15 protein-coding genes are annotated in these 17,245 nt (G+C 61.6%); 6 read left to right on the top strand and 9 right to left on the bottom strand.

From position 1 onward, the window contains the following. The first annotated feature begins 4 nt into the window (after positions 1-4). From BM416_RS08745 to BM416_RS08770, 6 genes are all read left to right on the top strand, one after another. On the top strand, positions 5-709 hold the full coding sequence (locus tag BM416_RS08745; RefSeq protein ID WP_027604610.1) for an MtnX-like HAD-IB family phosphatase: 705 nt from the start codon (positions 5-7) through the stop codon (positions 707-709). Next, positions 702-2,096: an aspartate aminotransferase family protein gene (locus tag BM416_RS08750; protein ID WP_065938687.1), complete on the top strand. Its 1,395-nt coding sequence runs from the start codon at positions 702-704 to the stop codon at positions 2,094-2,096. The genes BM416_RS08745 and BM416_RS08750 overlap by 8 nt, the downstream gene beginning before the upstream one ends. After that, on the top strand, positions 2,093-3,013 hold the full coding sequence (locus BM416_RS08755; protein ID WP_092487419.1) for an alpha/beta hydrolase: 921 nt from the start codon (positions 2,093-2,095) through the stop codon (positions 3,011-3,013). Before BM416_RS08750 ends, BM416_RS08755 begins: the two co-directional genes overlap by 4 nt. A gap of 130 nt (positions 3,014-3,143) precedes the next feature. Further along, positions 3,144-4,268 carry a GNAT family N-acetyltransferase gene (locus BM416_RS08760; protein WP_092487421.1) on the top strand — a complete coding sequence of 375 codons (1,125 nt, stop codon included), beginning with the start codon at positions 3,144-3,146 and terminating at the stop codon, positions 4,266-4,268. Further along, positions 4,268-6,037, top strand: a complete 1,770-nt coding sequence (locus BM416_RS08765) for an ATP-binding protein (RefSeq protein ID WP_092487424.1) — start codon at positions 4,268-4,270, stop codon at positions 6,035-6,037. The genes BM416_RS08760 and BM416_RS08765 overlap by 1 nt, the downstream gene beginning before the upstream one ends. Then, positions 6,027-7,424, top strand: a complete 1,398-nt coding sequence (locus BM416_RS08770; protein WP_092487427.1) for a sigma-54-dependent transcriptional regulator — start codon at positions 6,027-6,029, stop codon at positions 7,422-7,424. The genes BM416_RS08765 and BM416_RS08770 overlap by 11 nt, the downstream gene beginning before the upstream one ends. A 63-nt stretch (positions 7,425-7,487) precedes the next feature. Here BM416_RS08770 and BM416_RS08775 read toward each other — a convergent pair whose 3' ends face one another. The 9 genes from BM416_RS08775 to BM416_RS08815 all read right to left on the bottom strand — a co-directional run bounded on the left by BM416_RS08775 (position 7,488) and on the right by BM416_RS08815 (position 17,226). Continuing rightward, entirely contained in the window at positions 7,488-7,826 is a 339-nt protein-coding gene (locus BM416_RS08775; protein ID WP_092487430.1) for a GlpM family protein, read from the bottom strand. Further along, a complete protein-coding gene (locus BM416_RS08780; protein WP_065926532.1) occupies positions 7,826-9,163 on the bottom strand; it encodes a two-component response regulator AauR in 1,338 nt (445 codons plus the stop codon). Before BM416_RS08780 ends, BM416_RS08775 begins: the two co-directional genes overlap by 1 nt. Continuing rightward, the gene (locus BM416_RS08785; protein WP_092487433.1) at positions 9,160-11,061 is read right to left on the bottom strand and encodes a two-component sensor histidine kinase AauS; all 1,902 of its coding nucleotides are present in this window, start codon (positions 11,059-11,061) and stop codon (positions 9,160-9,162) included. The genes BM416_RS08780 and BM416_RS08785 overlap by 4 nt, the downstream gene beginning before the upstream one ends. A gap of 66 nt (positions 11,062-11,127) precedes the next feature. Further along, a complete protein-coding gene (locus BM416_RS08790) occupies positions 11,128-11,862 on the bottom strand; it encodes an amino acid ABC transporter ATP-binding protein (RefSeq protein WP_076951395.1) in 735 nt (244 codons plus the stop codon). Beyond that, entirely contained in the window at positions 11,859-12,530 is a 672-nt protein-coding gene (locus BM416_RS08795) for an amino acid ABC transporter permease (RefSeq protein WP_027604601.1), read from the bottom strand. Before BM416_RS08795 ends, BM416_RS08790 begins: the two co-directional genes overlap by 4 nt. After that, on the bottom strand, positions 12,530-13,276 hold the full coding sequence (locus BM416_RS08800; protein ID WP_024073702.1) for an amino acid ABC transporter permease: 747 nt from the start codon (positions 13,274-13,276) through the stop codon (positions 12,530-12,532). The genes BM416_RS08795 and BM416_RS08800 overlap by 1 nt, the downstream gene beginning before the upstream one ends. Positions 13,277-13,469: 193 nt before the next feature. Then, positions 13,470-14,396, bottom strand: a complete 927-nt coding sequence (locus tag BM416_RS08805; protein ID WP_027604600.1) for a glutamate/aspartate ABC transporter substrate-binding protein — start codon at positions 14,394-14,396, stop codon at positions 13,470-13,472. A gap of 312 nt (positions 14,397-14,708) precedes the next feature. Beyond that, positions 14,709-16,247, bottom strand: a complete 1,539-nt coding sequence (gene glpD, locus BM416_RS08810; protein ID WP_092356338.1) for a glycerol-3-phosphate dehydrogenase — start codon at positions 16,245-16,247, stop codon at positions 14,709-14,711. A 223-nt stretch (positions 16,248-16,470) separates the two neighbouring features. Then, positions 16,471-17,226 carry a DeoR/GlpR family transcriptional regulator gene (locus BM416_RS08815; RefSeq protein WP_092487436.1) on the bottom strand — a complete coding sequence of 252 codons (756 nt, stop codon included), beginning with the start codon at positions 17,224-17,226 and terminating at the stop codon, positions 16,471-16,473. Positions 17,227-17,245 lie beyond the last annotated feature (19 nt).

Raw genomic sequence — 17,245 nt, forward strand, 5'->3', positions numbered from 1 at the left:
GCAGATGATCCACTGGCATATCGTGTGTGACTTCGACGGGACCATTACCCCCACCGATGTCATCGACAACGTCCTCCAACGCTTCGCCGGCCCCGAGTGGGAAACCATCGAACAGGAATGGCTGGATGGGCATATCGGTTCCCGCGAATGCCTGAGCCGTCAACTGGCGCTGATCAAGGCCACCCCAAGTGAACTGCTGGCGTATTTCGACAGTGTCGAGATCGACCCGGATTTCCCCGACTTCGTCGATCACGTGCTTGGCCTGGGCGCTTCCCTCGAAGTGGTCAGCGACGGCATCGAGCAAGGTATCGCGCGGATCCTGTCGCGCAACTACGTGACCTTGCTGCCGATCCTTGCCAACCGCCTGCGCCAGGTCGACCAGAACAGCTGGCGCATCGACTTCCCGTATGCCAGCGATGCCTGCCGCGCCGCGTCCGGCAACTGCAAGTGCAAATCCACCCCGCGCAACAAGCGCGTGCTGGTGATCGGCGACGGCAAGTCGGACATGTGCGTGGCCTCCACCGCCGACTTCGTGTTCGCCAAAGGCAGCCTCGCCCAGTACTGCGCGGCCAACAACATCCCTCACGCGCGCTTCGACACCTTCGCCGAAGTGCCTGCGTTGCTGGCCCGCCTGCCTCAGGGCATCGCCGCCAACGCCACCACCTTCAATACCTCTTCTGACAATCAGGAACTCTTCCACCATGTCTGATATCCGCATCGCCACCGCCGAAGACCAGATCCTTCTGGATAAAGAAGCCAAGTATTGTTCCTACGGCGACACCGTTCACTACATCGAGCCACCGCGTATTTTCAGCCGTTGCGAAGGCTCCTATGTGTGGGACACCGAGGACCAGGCCTACCTCGACCTGCAAATGTGGTACTCGGCCGTCAACTTCGGCTACGCCAACCCGCGCCTGAACAATGCGCTGAAACAGCAGATCGACACCCTGCCGCAAATCGCCAGCCAGTACCTGCACAAAGGCAAGATCGAGCTGTCGGAAATGATCGCGGTGGACGCCAAGAAGAAATTCGGCCTCGACGGTCGCGTGCACTTCAACGTCGGCGGTTCGCAGTCGATCGAAGACTCCCTGAAGGTGGTGCGTAACGCCACCAACGGCAAAAGCCTGATGTTCGCCTTCGAAGGCGGCTATCACGGCCGGACCCTCGGCGCGTCGTCGATCACCTCTAGCTACCGCTACCGTCGCCGCTACGGCCACTTCGGCGAGCGTGCGCAGTTCATCCCGTTCCCGTACCACTTCCGCGGTCCCAAGGGCATGACCAAGGAAGAGTACGGCAGCCACTGCGTGCAGCAATTCGCGCGCCTGTTCGAGACCGAATACAACGGCGTGTGGGACCCGAAAGTCGGCCAGAGTGAATACGCTGCGTTCTACGTCGAGCCGATCCAGGGCACCGGCGGCTACGTGATCCCGCCGATGAACTTCTATCGCGAACTCAAGCAGGTACTGGACCAGCACGGCATCCTGATGGTGTCCGACGAAATCCAGATGGGCTTCTACCGCACCGGCAAACTCTGGTCCATCGAGCACTTCGACGTCCAGCCGGACGTGATCGTCTTCGGCAAGGCGCTGACCAACGGCCTCAACCCACTGGGCGGCATCTGGGCCCGTGAAGAGTTGATCAACCCGAAGATCTTCCCGCCAGGTTCGACCCACTCCACGTTCGCCTCCAACCCATTGGGCACGGCGGTGGGCCTGGAAATGTTCAAGATGACCAACGAAGTCGACTACGGCGCAATGGTCATGGCCAAGGGCAAATTTTTCCTTGAAGGCCTGCAGGACCTGCAGAAACGTTTCCCGATCATCGGCGACGTCGATGGCCTGGGCCTGGCCCTGCGCTGCGAAATCTGCGGCCCGGACGGCTTCACGCCGGACAAGGCGACCCTGGACTACATGGTCGAAGAAGGCATGAAAGGCGACATGGTCGTCGATGGCCGCAAACTCGGCCTGATCCTCGACGTGGGCGGCTACTACAAAAACGTGATCACCCTGGCACCGTCCCTGGAAATCAGCTACCCGGAAATCGAACTGGGCCTGAAGCTGCTCGAGCAACTGCTGGTACGGGCGACCCAACGGTGAGCGCCGCCGGGATCGACCTCGGTGAAGGCAGCGCCGGTTTCGTTCTCGGTGAAGGTCCGGTCGGGATCCTGTTGATCCACGGCCTGACCGGCACTCCGACGGAATTGCGCCAGGTCGCCAAGGGCCTGGCCAAGGCGGGTAACTGCACGGTGTACGTGCCCACCCTGGCCGGGCACTGCGGTGACAACAGCGACCTGCAGGCCACCGGCTGGCTGGACTGGTACGAGGGCGTGCGCAAGACCTTCGTGCAGGTCAGGCAACGCCACGAGCAGGTGTTTGTCGGTGGCTTGTCCATGGGCGCGGTGATGTCGATGTACGTGGCCGCCGAGCACCCTGGGCAAGTTGCCGGGCTGTTGATGTATTCCACCACCCTCAAGTACGACGGCTGGAGCATCAACAAGCTGGCATTCCTCACGCCGTTGCTGATGAAAATTCCGTTCGGCGTGCATATATGCCGCTTCGAAGAGAAGCCGCCCTACGGCATCAAGAACGAACGCCTGCGGGCAATCGTCGAGCGGCAGATGAAGGAAGGGCAGAGCAGCGAAGCAGGTTTGCTGACCATGGAAGGCATCACGGTGCGCGAATTGCACCGCATGAACGCCGTGGTCAGGAAACGCATGCCCAAGGTCAAGGTGCCGGCCCTGGTGCTGCACTCCCTCGAGGACGACATCACCAGCCGCTGGAACGCCGATTACGTGGAGCGTCACCTGGGCGGCCCGGTGACCAAGATCCTGCTGGACAACTGCTACCACATGATCACCGTCGACCTGCAATACCGCCGGGTGATCGAGTTGAGTGCCGGCTTTGTCGAGCAGCACACCGCGTTTGTGGACGCCGGCTTACTGGGTGGTGAGCGGGCTTGCCCCGCGCCGGGCGGCGAAGCCGCCCCATCACTGACACTGCATGCGTCCAGTTAGAACTGAGGTGCCTGGGTTTGGGGCTGCTTCGCAGCCCAGCGCGGGGCAAGCCCGCTCACCACAGCAAGCCAGCTCACCACAATGAGCCGCTCACCACAGCAAGCTCGCCAGCCATAACAAGGGAAACGATGTGATCACCACCCAAGCCTTCCCGACCATCCGGGCCCTCCAGCGTAGCGCCTGGAACGACTGTTTTCCCGGTGCCCTGGAAGACTGGGACTATTACGTCGCCGTGGAAAATGCCGCCATCGATGACTTCCAATGGCGCTACCTGGCGGTTTATGACAACGGAACGCTGGTGGCCGTGGCCGCCGCGTTCATCACCCATTATCGCCTCGACACCACGGTGTCGGGCGCTGGCAAGCGTTTGGCCGAACGTGTGGAGCGGCTGTGGCCGGGTGTTTTGCAATTGGGCCTGTATGCCATTGGCTCCCCGGTGGCCGAGCGTTGCGACGCCGGGGTGGCCAGTGGCGTGCCCGAGTCGCGTCGCCCGTTGTTGCTCAAACACTTGCTGGAGGCCGCGCGCCAGGATGCCGATGATTTCGGTATCGGCCTGCTGGCGGTCAAGGATGCACCCAGCCAGGATCCCCATTGGCTCGACAGTTGCCGGGTGGCGGGTTTTCAACGCATGCCGGGCTTGCCCACCGGTGTGTTGCCGCTGCCGTACGGCTCGGTGGACGCCTACCTCGTTTCGCTGGGCAAATCCACCCGCAAGGACTTGCGCCGCAAGCTGCGTGCGCCGGGACCACGGGTGGAGTGGCGCAGTAATATCGACGACGTGCTGCCCGAGATCATGGGCCTGTATGAAGCCACGCTGACGCGCGCCGAGTTGCAGTTCGAACGCCTGCCTGCCGGCTATTTCACCGGCGTGCTGGAACGTCTTGGCGATCGCGCCGTCTGTGTTCTTTACTGGGTCGACGAGCAGTTGGTGGCGTTCAACCTGCTGCTGCTGGACGAGCACCGGCTGGTGGACAAGTTTTTCGCCCATGACGTTGCGTTCACCCGTGACTACAACCTGTACTTCCGCAGTTGGCTGACCAACGTCGACTACTGTATTCAACACAATATTGCGGTGTATGAGTGCGGCCAGGCCGGCTATGCCAGTAAGCTGCGCCTGGGTTGCGAGTTCCAGGGCAACAGTGTGTTTTTTCGCCACCGCAACCGGCTGGTCAACGGCCTGCTCACGCTTGTAAAACTGTTTATTCGACCGGATCGTTCCGACCCTGCCATGGCTGCTGCGATAAGCGAAACCTGATGATCACCAAGACCCGCCAGAAAGCCCGCCCCTTTGCCATTTCGCGCTGGAGCGTCCAGCGCAAGCTGGTGCTGGCGTTCTGGCTGGTCAGCGTGATTCCCACCATGATCGCGGCGGAGCTGGCGGCGACCACGCTGTCGCAGATTTTTGACAGCAACGTGCGCATCTGGCTGCAGGAATCGACCAAGATCGTCAAGGACGAGATCGGCGACATCCTTCACGACAACGCGCGCATGGCTAAGCTGTTCCTGCGCTACACCAGCCCGCCCTCGAGCCGGCAGGCGGCCAAGCATGACCGGCTGACCGCGGACATCGCCGATGCCACCGACATCGACGTGGTGGCGCTGATCCGCACCAGCGATCAAAAAGTGGTGTTCAGCACGGCCTCCGATGACATCGTCAAACAGATCAGCCTGACCAGCAACGCGGTGCTGCAGACCGTGCAAGTGGCGGGGGTGAGTACCGGGATTGTGGTCTCGACCTTCGAAACCAGCCAGGACGGCGTCGACTACCGCCTGTTGGTGGCGACCTACCTGGACAGCAGCTTTCTCACCAGCGTGGCCGATGTGCATTCTCTCGACCTGCGCCTGTACCTGGCCAACCCCGAGGGGTTCTCGGAGATATTTTCGACCCAGCGCTTCGTGGATCACCCTTCGCGCATTCCGAAAAGTGTCGAGACCGCGATGCGCAGTACCAAGCAGCCCAGCGAGCAGTTCACCAACAGCTACAGCGGGTTGTACTGGCCGATTTTCAACGACGCCGGTGACCTTCAAGGCGTGATTTTCAGCGGCCTGCTGCGCCATACCAGCCTGGTGGGGCTGGTGAACCAGAGCAATCTGTTCGTGCTGATTTTCCTGCTCAGCTCGGCGCTGTCCCTGGCGGCGGGGGTGCTGGTGTCACGGCGCCTGACCAAGCCGTTGCGGGACTTGTCCGAAGGTGTGGGTGCGGTGATCTCAGGCAACTACACGCACCGCGTGCTGGTCAGTGGCGGCGACGAACTGGCGCAATTGAGCAGCACCTTCAACCATATGACCGAGCGCCTGGGCGAGCTGCACCACCTCGAAGCCCAACTGCGCCGGCGTGATCGCCTGCATGCCCTGGGCGAAGTCGCCATGGGCCTGGCCCATGAGATCCGTAACCCGTTGGGCATCATCAAGACGGCCACCCAGTTGTTGCACCGCCGCGCAGACTTGCCGGACGCCGACAAGCGTCACCTGGAATATGTGATCAGCGAAGTCAGCCGCATCAATGACTTGATCACCGAGTTCCTCGACTTTGCCAAACCCAACCCACCGTTGCGCGTGCTGCAGCCGGCCCGTCCGCTGGTGGAGGAGATCCTGGGCTTCTGCGCGCCGGAACTGGCCAGCCATAACATCGACGCGCAGATCGACGACCAGGCGCCGGGGGCGACGATCTACGCCGATGCCAAGCAACTCAAGCAGGCCTGCCTCAACCTGATTCTCAACGCCATCGATGCCATGCCTGAAGGCGGGCGCCTGACCCTGGGCATCCGCAGCGAGGGCGACAACACCGTCATCGCCATCGCCGACACCGGCCAGGGCATCGCACCGGAGATGATCGAGCGCATCTTTACGCCATTCGTCACCACCAAGGCCTCGGGCACGGGCCTGGGCCTGGCCAAAGTCTATTCGATCATGGAAAGTCACGACGGCAGCATCGAATGTGCCAGCGAAAACGATGCCGGCGCCACCTTCAGCCTGTACATTCCAGCGACAGGCGAAGACGACGAGGACAGTCATGACGCATAACATTCTGGTAGTCGACGACGAACCCAAGCTCTGCGACCTGCTGGCGTCGGCCCTGGGCCAGAACAGCGTGCAGGTGTTCATTGCGGGCAACGGCCTGCATGCGCTCAAGGTGCTGGAACAGGAAGACATCGACCTGGTGATCAGTGATTGGCGCATGCCGGGCATGGACGGGCCGGCCTTGCTGGCCGAGATCAAGGTGCGTTATCCCCACGTGCCGGTGATCGTGATGACCGCCTACAGCACGGTGAAAAACGCCGTGCAGTCGATGCGCAACGGTGCCTACGACTACATTGCCAAACCGTTCGATATCGACGAGCTGGACATCACCGTGGCCAAGGCCCTGCAGTTTCGCGACATCATGCGCGACAACGCGCGCCTGCGCGCCGAGCTGGATGAGCAGGCGCAGTTCGACAGCCTGGTGGGCGACAGCCCGGCGTTTCGCAAAGTGCTGCAGGCGGTGGATTCGGTGCGCGACAGCAGTACCACCATCCTGCTGACCGGCGAAAGCGGCACCGGCAAGGAAATGGTCGCCCGCGCCATCCACAAGCACGGCAGCCGTGCCGACAAGCCGTTTGTGGCGGTCAACTGCGCGGCGATCCCCGAAGGGCTGCTGGAAAGCGAAATGTTCGGTCATCGCAAGGGCGCGTTTACCGGCGCCGTGTCTGACCGGGTCGGGCGCTTCCAGCAGGCCGACAAGGGCACGCTGTTTCTCGATGAAGTGGGCGATATGCCCCTGGCACTGCAGGCCAAGATCCTGCGCGCCTTGCAGGAGCGGGTGATCGAGCCGGTGGGCGACCCCCGCGAGCGCAAGGTGGATGTGCGGGTGATCGCCGCCACCAACAAGAACCTGCTGGAGGCGGTGGCCAACAAGGAGTTTCGCGAAGACTTGTATTACCGCCTCAATGTGTTCCCGATCCCGCTGCCGGCCCTGCGTGAACGCGTGGAAGACATCGCGCCCCTGGCCCGTCACTTTGCCCGGACCCTCAGCGCCACGGCCGGCAAGCGGATTACCGGCTTCAGCCCTGAGGCATTGCAGGCCATGGCCGCGTATCACTGGCCGGGCAATATCCGTGAGCTGCAAAACTGTGTGGAGCGCGCGACCATCGTGGCAGCCACGCCCGTGATCGAAGACATTGATTTGCCGGGCTATCTGTTTGCTTCCAAACCCAGCGAAGGCGACGTGGCCGCGATCCTCAGCGACGGGCCGGGGATTCCCCAGGACCTGGATGCGGCGCTGGCGGAGGTGGAGAAGGCCTACATCCTGGCCGCCTTGCAGGAGAGCAACGGCGTGCAGGCTGCGGCGGCGGCGAAGATCGGGATTTCCGAGAGAAGCTTCTGGTATCGGTTGAAGAAGCTGGGCATCCAGGTCGACAAAATAGTCCGCTGACACGCCTCGATTAAAAGTGTGGGAGGGGGCAAGTCCCCTCCCACATTGTTTGACCGAGTCGGGTCAGGCATGGATGCGTACCCAGATACTCACCAGGATCGTCGCGGCCATCAGCCACGCTACCGCTGCTACGGCTAAAGAGGCCTCCAGCCGCATCCGATCTACCATCACATACAACGTCGCCAAATACACGAAGTAGGGAATGATCGACCACATCCCGAACAGGATCGTGGTCTTCAAATCGTCCAGCGCGCGGCCCTTGCCGACGATGTAGTGGGCGATCAACGCAAAGGTCGGAAACAGCGGCACCAGCCCGGCGATGTAGTAGTTTTTGGTCTTGGCCAGCGCCGCCAGGATCAGCACCACCGCCGCACCCAGGGCGGCTTTCAAAAAAAGATCCATCAGTGGCTCAACCCGTATTTCTTGACCTTGTCGAACAAGGTGGTCTTGGCCATGCCCAGTTCCTGGCTGGCCTGGGTCAGGTTGCCGCCGCTGCGTTGCAGGGCATCGCTGAGCAGGTTGCGTTCAAAGGCTTCCACCGCTTCGGTGAACGCCAGGCCTTGGCTGCCGCTGCTGGCACCACTTTTCTTGAAAGCGGGCAGGCCGAGGGCGAAGCGTTCGGCGACGTTGCGCAGTTCGCGTACGTTACCGGGCCAGTCGTGGCTCATCAGGCTGGACAGGGTCTGGTTGTCCAGTTCCGGCGCGGTGCGGTCAAAACGCAGCGACGACTGCTGCAGGAAGTGTTCGAACAGCTGCAGGATGTCTTCGCGGCGCTCGCGCAGGGGCGGCAGTTCCAGAGTCACCACGTTGAGGCGGTAGTACAGGTCGCTGCGGAACTGGCTGGCGCGGCTCAGTTCGTCGAGGTCGGACTTGGTGGCGGCGATCACCCGGCAATCCACGGCCACGCTCTGGTTCGAGCCCAGGCGTTCCAGGGTGCGCTCCTGCAGCACTCGCAGCAATTTGATCTGCAGGTTGATCGGCATGCTTTCCACTTCATCGAGGAACAGCGTGCCTTCATGGGCGTGTTCGATCTTGCCGATACGGCGCTTGCCTGCGCCGGTAAAGGCGTTGGCTTCGTGGCCGAAAATCTCGCTTTCGAACAGGTTCTCCGGCAGGCCGCCGCAGTTGAGGGCGACGAACTGGTGGGCGTGCCGGCGGCTGAAATCATGCAGGCAACGCGCGACCAGCTCCTTGCCGGTACCGGTCTCGCCTTCGATCAGCACGTTGGCCGAGGTGTCGGCGACGTTGGCGATCAGCTCGCGCAGGTTCTGCATGGCCGGCGAGCGACCGATGATGCGGCCTTCCAGCGAATCCCGCTCAGCCAACTGGCGGCGCAGCGACCAGACTTCCCGCGCCAGCCCGCGTTGTTCCAGGGCGCGGCGGGCGACGTCGACCAGGCGCTCGGGGGAGAAGGGTTTCTCCATGAAGTCGTAGGCGCCATTGCGCATGGCGCCGACGGCCATGGAGATGTCGCCATGCCCGGTGATCAGCACCACCGGCAGGCTTTTATCCAGGGCCTTGAGACGGGTGAGCAGTTCCAGGCCGTCGATGCCCGGCAGGCGAATGTCGCTGATCACAATGCCGGCGAAGTTCTCGCCGATGCGTTTCAACGCTTCTTCGGCACTGCCCACGCCCACGCTGGGGATATCTTCCAGCGCCAGGGCCTGTTGGCAGCCGAGCAGCACATGGGGGTCGTCTTCAACGATCAGCACGGTGAGGTCTTGAGGATCAATATTCATGTCGACTCAGCTTGTTGAGCGCCCACCAGCGGCAGGCTCAGGACAAAGGCAGTGCCACCGCCGGCCGGGTGCTCCACGGCGAGGGTGCCGCCGGTGGCCGCCGCGAGGCTGGCGGAGAGGGTCAGGCCCAGGCCCAGGCCTTGCTCGCCGGGTTTGGTGGTAAAGAAGGGTTCGAACAGATGCTTGCGCGCCTCGGCGTCGATGCCGTGGCCGTTGTCGCGCACCAGCAGGCGGTATTTGCCCTCGGCGGCGCTGCCTTCCAGCCACAACTCGGGAGCCGGTTGTGCCTGCATGGCGTCGAGGGCGTTGCCGATCAGGTTGACCAGGATCTGTTCCAGGCGCGTCTGGTCGATCTGCAATTGGGCCGGGGCAAAGTTGCGGTGCAGGCTCAGCGGCAGGCTGTCCAGGCGTGGGCCGAGGACCTGGAACGCGGCGTCCACGGCCTTGGCCAGGCTGGCTTCGCCCTGGTCATCGCCGCGTCGGGCAAAGGAGCGCAGGCTGGCGGTGATGCGGCCCATGCGGTCGATCAGCTCGTTGATGGTCTTGAGGTTGGCGCTGGCGGTGTCCAGCGCGCCGCGTTCGAGGAAGCGCACGGTGTTGCCGGACAAGGTGCGCAACGCAGCCAACGGCTGGTTCAGTTCATGGGCGATGCTGGTGGACATCTGGCCGATGGCCGCAAGCTTGCCGGCCTGTACCAGTTCATCCTGGGCGCGGCGCAGGGTTTCCTCGGCCTGGCGCCGTTCGCGGATCTGGCCCTTGAGCCGCTCGTTGCTGGCGCGCAGGTCGGCGGTGCGTTCGGCGATCCGCCGTTCCAGCTGGCTGTTGGCTTCCTGCAAGGCTTCCCGCGCAGCGAGGCGGGTGGCGATGACTTTGCGCCGCTCGTTCCAGGCAATCAGCAAAAACGCGACGAGGCCAAACGCGACAGCCACCAGGATGCCCTGGTTGATCGCCGCGCGGCGCAGGTCGTTGAGCGGGGTGAGCAGGGTGAAATTCCACGGTGTGTCATTGAGTGTACGGGTTTGCGCCAGGTAGCTGACTTCGTGCTCGTCGTTGACCACTTCAGTATTGGCCGGGAAGGTCAGCTTCTCGCTGCGTTCATTCAAGCGCTCACGGGCCAGGGGTTCCAGTTCGTTGAGCGTGGCCCAGTAATATTGCAGGCTGTGGGCCAGGCGATCCTTGGTCTCGTCGCTCAGCGGTCGCACCGCCTTGAGGCGTCGAGCCGGGTCGCTGGAGAGAATGATGATGCCGTTCTCGTCGCTCACAAAGGCTTCGAGGCGCGCGCGTTGCCAGCGCTCTTCCAGGGCTTCGAGGCGCACTTTTACCACCGCCACGCCGATGATCTTGCCGTGTTCCTCCAGGCCATGGGCCAGGTAGTAGCCGGGTTCGCCGTTGGTGCTGCCGATGCCGTAGAAACGCCCGGGCTGGCCGCGCACGGCATTCTGGAAATAGGCGCGAAAGGACAGGTCTTCACCCTGGTAACTGTCGGCATCGCGCCAGTTACTGGTGGCCAGCACGCGGCCGGTGGTGTCCATCACGTAGATGGCCCGACTGCGACTGCGTCGGTTCAGGCCTTCGAGGTAGTCGTTGACCGTCTTGCGGGTTTCCTGGTTCGGCTCGGCCAGCAGCTTGGAGACGCTCGACTCCAGCTCCAGCAGGCTGGGCAGGTAGGTGTATTTGCTGATTTCACTTTCGACGGTGCGGGCATGCAGCTCCAGCTGGCGTTCGCCGTTGTCGCTGAGGGTGCGGATGCCGTAGTACTCACTGATCCAGAAGCCGATATAACCCAGGCCGATCATCAGGGCGATGATCAACGGCGGCAGGAACAGTTGGCGAATCAGACGAGGTTTCACGGCAAGTGATGGCGGTGCGGCGCGATAGAGGTTGGGGTCGCATTTCATCACAGATGCCTTGGGTCAACCAGTTGTGGCGAAGGGGGTGGCCCCTTCACCACAGCTGGGTGGTACTTAGTGCTGCAGGATTTTCTCAAGGAAGTGCTGCGCGCGCTCGGAGCGGGCGCTGATGTCGCCGAAGAACTCTTCCTTCGGGCAGTCTTCGATGATCTTGCCGGCGTCCATGAAGATCACGCGGTCGGCCACTTTGCGGGCAAAGCCCATTTCGTGGGTGACGCACATCATGGTCATGCCTTCCTGGGCCAGTTGCACCATCACGTCCAGTACTTCGTTGACCATTTCCGGGTCGAGGGCCGAGGTCGGTTCGTCGAACAGCATGACGATCGGGTCCATGGCCAGGGCGCGGGCGATCGCCACACGTTGCTGCTGGCCACCGGAGAGCTGGCCAGGGTGCTTATGGGCGTGCGCCGACAGGCCGACGCGCTCAAGCAGTTGCAGGCCTTTCTTGGTGGCTTCTTCCTTGCTGCGGCCGAGCACCTTGATCTGTGCGATGGTCAGGTTTTCGGTGATGGTCAGGTGCGGGAACAGCTCGAAGTGCTGGAACACCATGCCCACGCGCGAACGCAGTTGCGGCAGGTTGGTCTTCGGGTCGGCGATGGAGGTGCCGTCGACGATCACGTCGCCTTTCTGGAACGGTTCCAGCGCGTTGACGCACTTGATCAGGGTGGACTTGCCCGAGCCCGATGGCCCGCACACCACGATCACTTCGCCTTTTTTAACCTCGGTGCTGCAATCGGTCAGCACCTGGAAGTCGCCATACCACTTGTTGATGTTCTTGATCGAGATCATACGGCAAACCTTTTTTGCAGACGCTTGACCAGCAGCGAGGCGGAAAAGCTGATGATGAAGTAGACGACACCGGCGAAGATCAGGAACTCATTGGAGCGCCCGATGATGTCGCCGTTGGAGCGGGCGGAGTTGAGGAAGTCCACCAGGCCCACGGTGTAGACCAGCGAGGTGTCCTGGAACAGGATGATCGACTGCTGCAGCAGCAACGGGGTCATCTTGCGGAACGCCTGGGGCAGGATGATCAGGCGCATGGTCTGGCCATAGGTCATGCCCATTGCCTGTGCCGCCGCCATCTGGCCCTTGGGGATCGACTGCACGCCGGCCCGCACGATCTCGCAGAAGTACGCGGCTTCGAACATCATGAACGCCACGACGCAGGAGGTGAACGCGCCGATCGGGGTGTCTTCGCCGGTGATCCAGCGCAACACGAACGGCACCGCCAGGTAGAACCAGGTGATCACCAGCAGCAGCGGGATCGAGCGGAAGTAGTTCACATAGGCGCCGGCCACCCGGGACAGCAGTTTGCTGGACGACAGGCGCATCAGTGCGAGGATCGTACCCAGCGCGATACCGCCGATCACGCCCATGACCATCAGCTTCAAGGTCATGACCATGCCGTTCCACAGGCCCGGGATGGCGGGGATGATGCCGCTGAAATCGAGTTCCATTATTTACCCCCCACGGAGATCAGGCCGGGCACGGCGACTTTCTTCTCGACCACGCGCATCAGCAGCATCAGGCTCATGTTCAGGGTGAAGTAGATCAGCGTGGCCAGGGTGAAGGCTTCAAACAGGTTGGCCGAGAACTCGGCGGTCTGTTTGGTTTGCGCCAGCAGTTCCATCAGGCCGATCAAGGACGCCACGGAGGAGTTCTTGAAGACGTTGAGGAATTCCGAGGTAAGCGGCGGAATGATGATCCGGTAGGCCTGGGGCAGCAGCACGTTCCAGTAGATCTGCGGCAACTTGAAGCCCATGGCACGTGCAGCGGCCTCTTGGCCACGTGGCAGCGCCTGGATACCGGTACGCACTTGCTCGCACACACGGGCAGCGGTGAACAGGCCCAGGCACACGACAACGCTCAGGTAGGCCGAGGTGGTCGGGTTGAGGTCCTGTTTGTACCAGTCCTGCAGGTTCTGCGGCAGCAGGTCGGGTATCAGGAAGTACCAGATGAACAGCTGCACCAGCAGCGGCACGTTACGAAACAGTTCCACGTAGCAGGTCGCGATGCCCGATACGAGGCGGTTTGGCACGGTGCGCATGACCCCCAGAATGGAGCCCAGCAGCAAGGCGATAATCCATGCCACGACAGCGATGGCGATGGTCCAGCCCAGGCCGGCGATGTACCAGTCGAGATAAGTCTCGCTGCCCACGCCGGTGGACTTGAAGAACACGCCCCAGTCCCAGTTGTAATTCATTAGGGTCTCCCCTCGAGATCGATCGATGTACAAGCACCCGCTTGGGGAAAGTCCATTCCCGCCTGGCGATGAACGCCAGGCACACGCGATCGGCTCGAAAACCGCCCGGTCGAGTGTTCCAAAGTATAGCCAGCAGGTAGTAACAGACGCCTGAGGGAGCGTGGCTCCCTCAGGCGATAAGGTTAGTCAGGAATCAGATTTTTACTTCAGGCGCCGGCTTGTCGGTCGGGTTCTTGATCAGTTCCTTAACCTTGTCGCTCATTGGGAAGTTCAGGTTCAGGTTTTTTGGTGGGATCGGGCTTTCGAACCACTTGGCGTAGATCTTGTTGATTTCGCCGGACTTGTACAGGCCAACGATGGCGTCATCCACCGCTTTCTTGAAGGCAGGGTCTTCTTTGCGAACCATGCACGCGTAGGCTTCGAAGGACTGTGGAGTACCGGTGATGACCCAGTCATCCGGCTTCTTGGCCTTGGCTTCTTCACCGGCCAGCAGGGCGTCGTCCATCATGAAGGCTACGGCACGGCCGCTTTCCAGCATCTGGAAGGACTCGCCATGGTCTTTGGCGGAGATGACGTTCATGCCCATCTGCTTGTCAGCGTTCATCGCCTTGATGATGCGCTCGGACGTGGTGCCGGCGGTGGTCACGACGTTCTTGCCTTTCAGGTCGGCGAAGTCGGCGTAGCTAGGCTTGCCTTCCTTGTCTTTCTTGACCAGCAGGCGAGTGCCGATTTCGAAGATGTTGGTGGTGAAGGCGACTTGCTGGGCGCGTTCGGCGTTGTTGGTGGTGGAACCGCACTCGATGTCGACGGTGCCATTCTGAACCAGCGGAATACGGGTCTGCGAGGTGACCAGGTTGTACTTGGCCTGCAGGTCGGGTTTGTTCAGGTCTTTTTTCAGGGCTTCGACGATGGCCAGCTGAATGTCGTGGGAGTAGCCCACAGGTTTGCCCGAACCATCCGCAATGTAGGAAAACGGAATGGAGCTGTCGCGGTGCCCGAGGGTGATGGTGCCGGAGTCGTTGATTTTCTTCAGTGTGCCGGTGAGTTCGGCGGCAAAAACTGGAGTGCTGATCAGAGCAGCAGCGATAGCTGCGCCCAGGATATGGGGAACGATGCGCATCAATACTTCCTCGACATTTGTTTTTTTTATGAAGCCGGCTAGACGGCTCTCTTGTACAGCGAATGCCCGTAACGGCTCCTGAAGCGTCCCAGGCAATCGTCTAGGAGTGTAGAGCATGAGTCGTGCCAGACCGGAAATAAAAGCTTAACAAGTTGATTTTAATGAGGATTAATTTTGTATGACGACAAATATGTAACCGTTGGATCCGGTAAACCGAATAGGATTACGTGTGGCGTTCGGAAAACCGAATGCCTGGCGCTATAAAAAAGCCCCCGGGCCTTACGGCGCAGGGGCTTTTGTACGACGGGCCTGTCAGGCCGCTTCGATCTTGCTGCGGGTCTGCTCAACCTTGGACAGGTAGCGTTGCACGTTGTCCTGTTCCTGTGGGGTGGTGAACAGGCCGAGTTTGGTCCGGCGCCAGAGCACGTCCTGGGGCTGGGTTACCCATTCCTCGGCACACAGGTAATCGACCTCGCGGGTGTACAGGCCGCCTCCCAAATGTTCACCCAGGTCAGCCAGCGACTGCACGCCTTCGAGCAGGCGCCAGGTGCGGCTGCCATAGGTGGTGGACCAGCGGCGCGCGATTTCGCTCGGCAACCAGTCGAACTTGCTGCCAATGGCCTCGGCCAGGGCTTGCGGCGTGGTCATGTCCTCGCCGCCGGGCAGGCTGGCGGTGGCGGTCCAGCTGGGACGCATCTGCGTGAAGTACGGGGCCAGTTGCGCCATCGCCGATTCGGCGAGCTTGCGGTAGGTGGTCAGCTTGCCGCCGAACACCGACAGGATCGGCGCCTCGCCCGTACCACCGGACAGCGACAGGGTGTAGTCACGGGTGATGGCCGACGGGTTGTCCGACTCGTCGTTGCACAGTGGGCGCACACCCGAGTAGGTGTGGACGATGTCGTCGCGGCTCAGCTGTTTCTTGAAGTGCGCGTTGACCACCTTGAGCATGTAGTCGGTTTCACCTTCGGTGATCGCCACTTTCGCCGGGTCGCCGGTGTATTCGCGGTCGGTGGTGCCGATGATGGTCAGGTGGTTCAGGTACGGAATGGTGAAGACGATGCGCTGGTCTTCGTTCTGCAGGATGTGCGCGTGGGCGCCTTCATACAGTTTCGGCACGATCAGGTGGCTGCCCTGGATCAGGCGGATACCGTAGGGCGAGTCCAGCTTCAGGTCGTCCTTGATGAACTTGGCGACCCACGGGCCTGCGGCGTTCACCAGGGCGCGGGCACGGATCGAGAACAGGCTGCCATCGGCGCGTTCCATGTTCATGTCCCACATGCCATTGCTGCGATGGGCACTGATACAGCGGGTCTGGGTATGGATATGCGCACCCTTTTCACGGGCCGCCATGGCGTTGAGGACGACCAGGCGGGCGTCGTCGACCCAGCAGTCGGAGTATTCGAAGCCTTTGGTGATTTCGCTTTTCAGCGGGCTGTCAGGGCCGAACTTGAGGCTCTTGGAGCCGGCGAGTTTCTCGCGCTTGCCCAGGTGGTCATAGAGGAACAGGCCGGCACGGATCATCCACGCCGGGCGCAGGTGGGGGCGGTGTGGCAGGACGAAGCGCATCTGCTTGACGATGTGCGGGGCCTTGGCCAGCAGCACTTCACGTTCAGCCAGGGCTTCGCGTACCAGGCGGAATTCGTAATGTTCGAGGTAGCGCAGGCCGCCGTGGATCAGTTTGCTGCTGGCGGAGGAGGTGTGGCTGGCCAGGTCGTCCTTTTCGCAAAGGAATACCGACAAACCGCGACCGGCTGCGTCTGCTGCAATGCCGACGCCGTTGATCCCGCCACCGATTACGGCAACGTCATAGACTTCGGCAAGCGGTGGAGCAGGCAAGGTAGAAGGGTTCATCGACTGGCCTCGGGAGCTTTTTCGTATTGGAATTCGAACATTAATGTTCATTTGCGAAAATGGTAGCTGATAAACGTGGGCACAGCCAGCCGACTTCGATTGAAAAAACTCATCGAAGGGCGGGAAAAGGAAAATTTGTGAACATAAGCCTGGGCAAGGCTCGAGAAAAAGGCGCTGGATAAATCGCCATCGGGGGCTTGCCCCGATGGCTTCAGTGCAGACGCTATACGACTTCCAGGCGAACCTTGTGCTGGTTCAACAACTGCACCAAGGCTGGCACCGGCTCCTGATCCGTCACCAGGCAGTCCACCAGGCTGATCGGCCCCAGTCGAATCATGGCATTGCGCCCGAATTTGCTGGAGTCCGCCGCCAGGATCACCTGGCGTGCATTGGCGATGATCGCCTGGGAAACCCGGACTTCCTGGTAGTCGAAGTCCAGCAGGCTGCCGTCCTCGTCGATACCGCTGATACCCACCAGCGCGAAGTCGACCTTGAACTGGTTGATAAAGTCGACACTGGCCTGGCCCACCACGCCGCCGTCACGGCGCACGTTACCGCCCGTCAGCAACACATCGAAGTCGTCCTTGGCGCTGAGCATGGTGGCGACGTTGAGGTTGTTGGTGATGATTTTCAGGTGGCTGTGGTTGAGCAGCGCACGGGCAATGGATTCCGTGGTGGTGCCGATATTGATGAACAGCGAGGCGTGATCGGGGATTTGTGCCGCGATGGCTTCGCCGATGCGTTGTTTCTCATCGCGCATCTGGTCGGCCCGCATGGCGTACGCGGTGTTCTCGACGCTGGAGTCATAGGCCGCGCCGCCGTGGTAGCGGCGCAGCAGATTGGCGTCCGCCAGCTGGTTGATGTCGCGGCGGATGGTTTGCGGGGTGACAACGAATAGCTGCGCCATTTCCTCGATACTGACGTAGCCGCGTTCGCGGACCAGTTCGAGGATTTGCTGCTGGCGGGGAGGCAGATTCATGGGGCGTCCTTTGGGCTGC

Origin of the sequence: Pseudomonas sp. NFACC42-2, assembly GCF_900116055.1 — a bacterium.
GTDB lineage: Bacteria > Pseudomonadota > Gammaproteobacteria > Pseudomonadales > Pseudomonadaceae > Aquipseudomonas > Aquipseudomonas marginalis.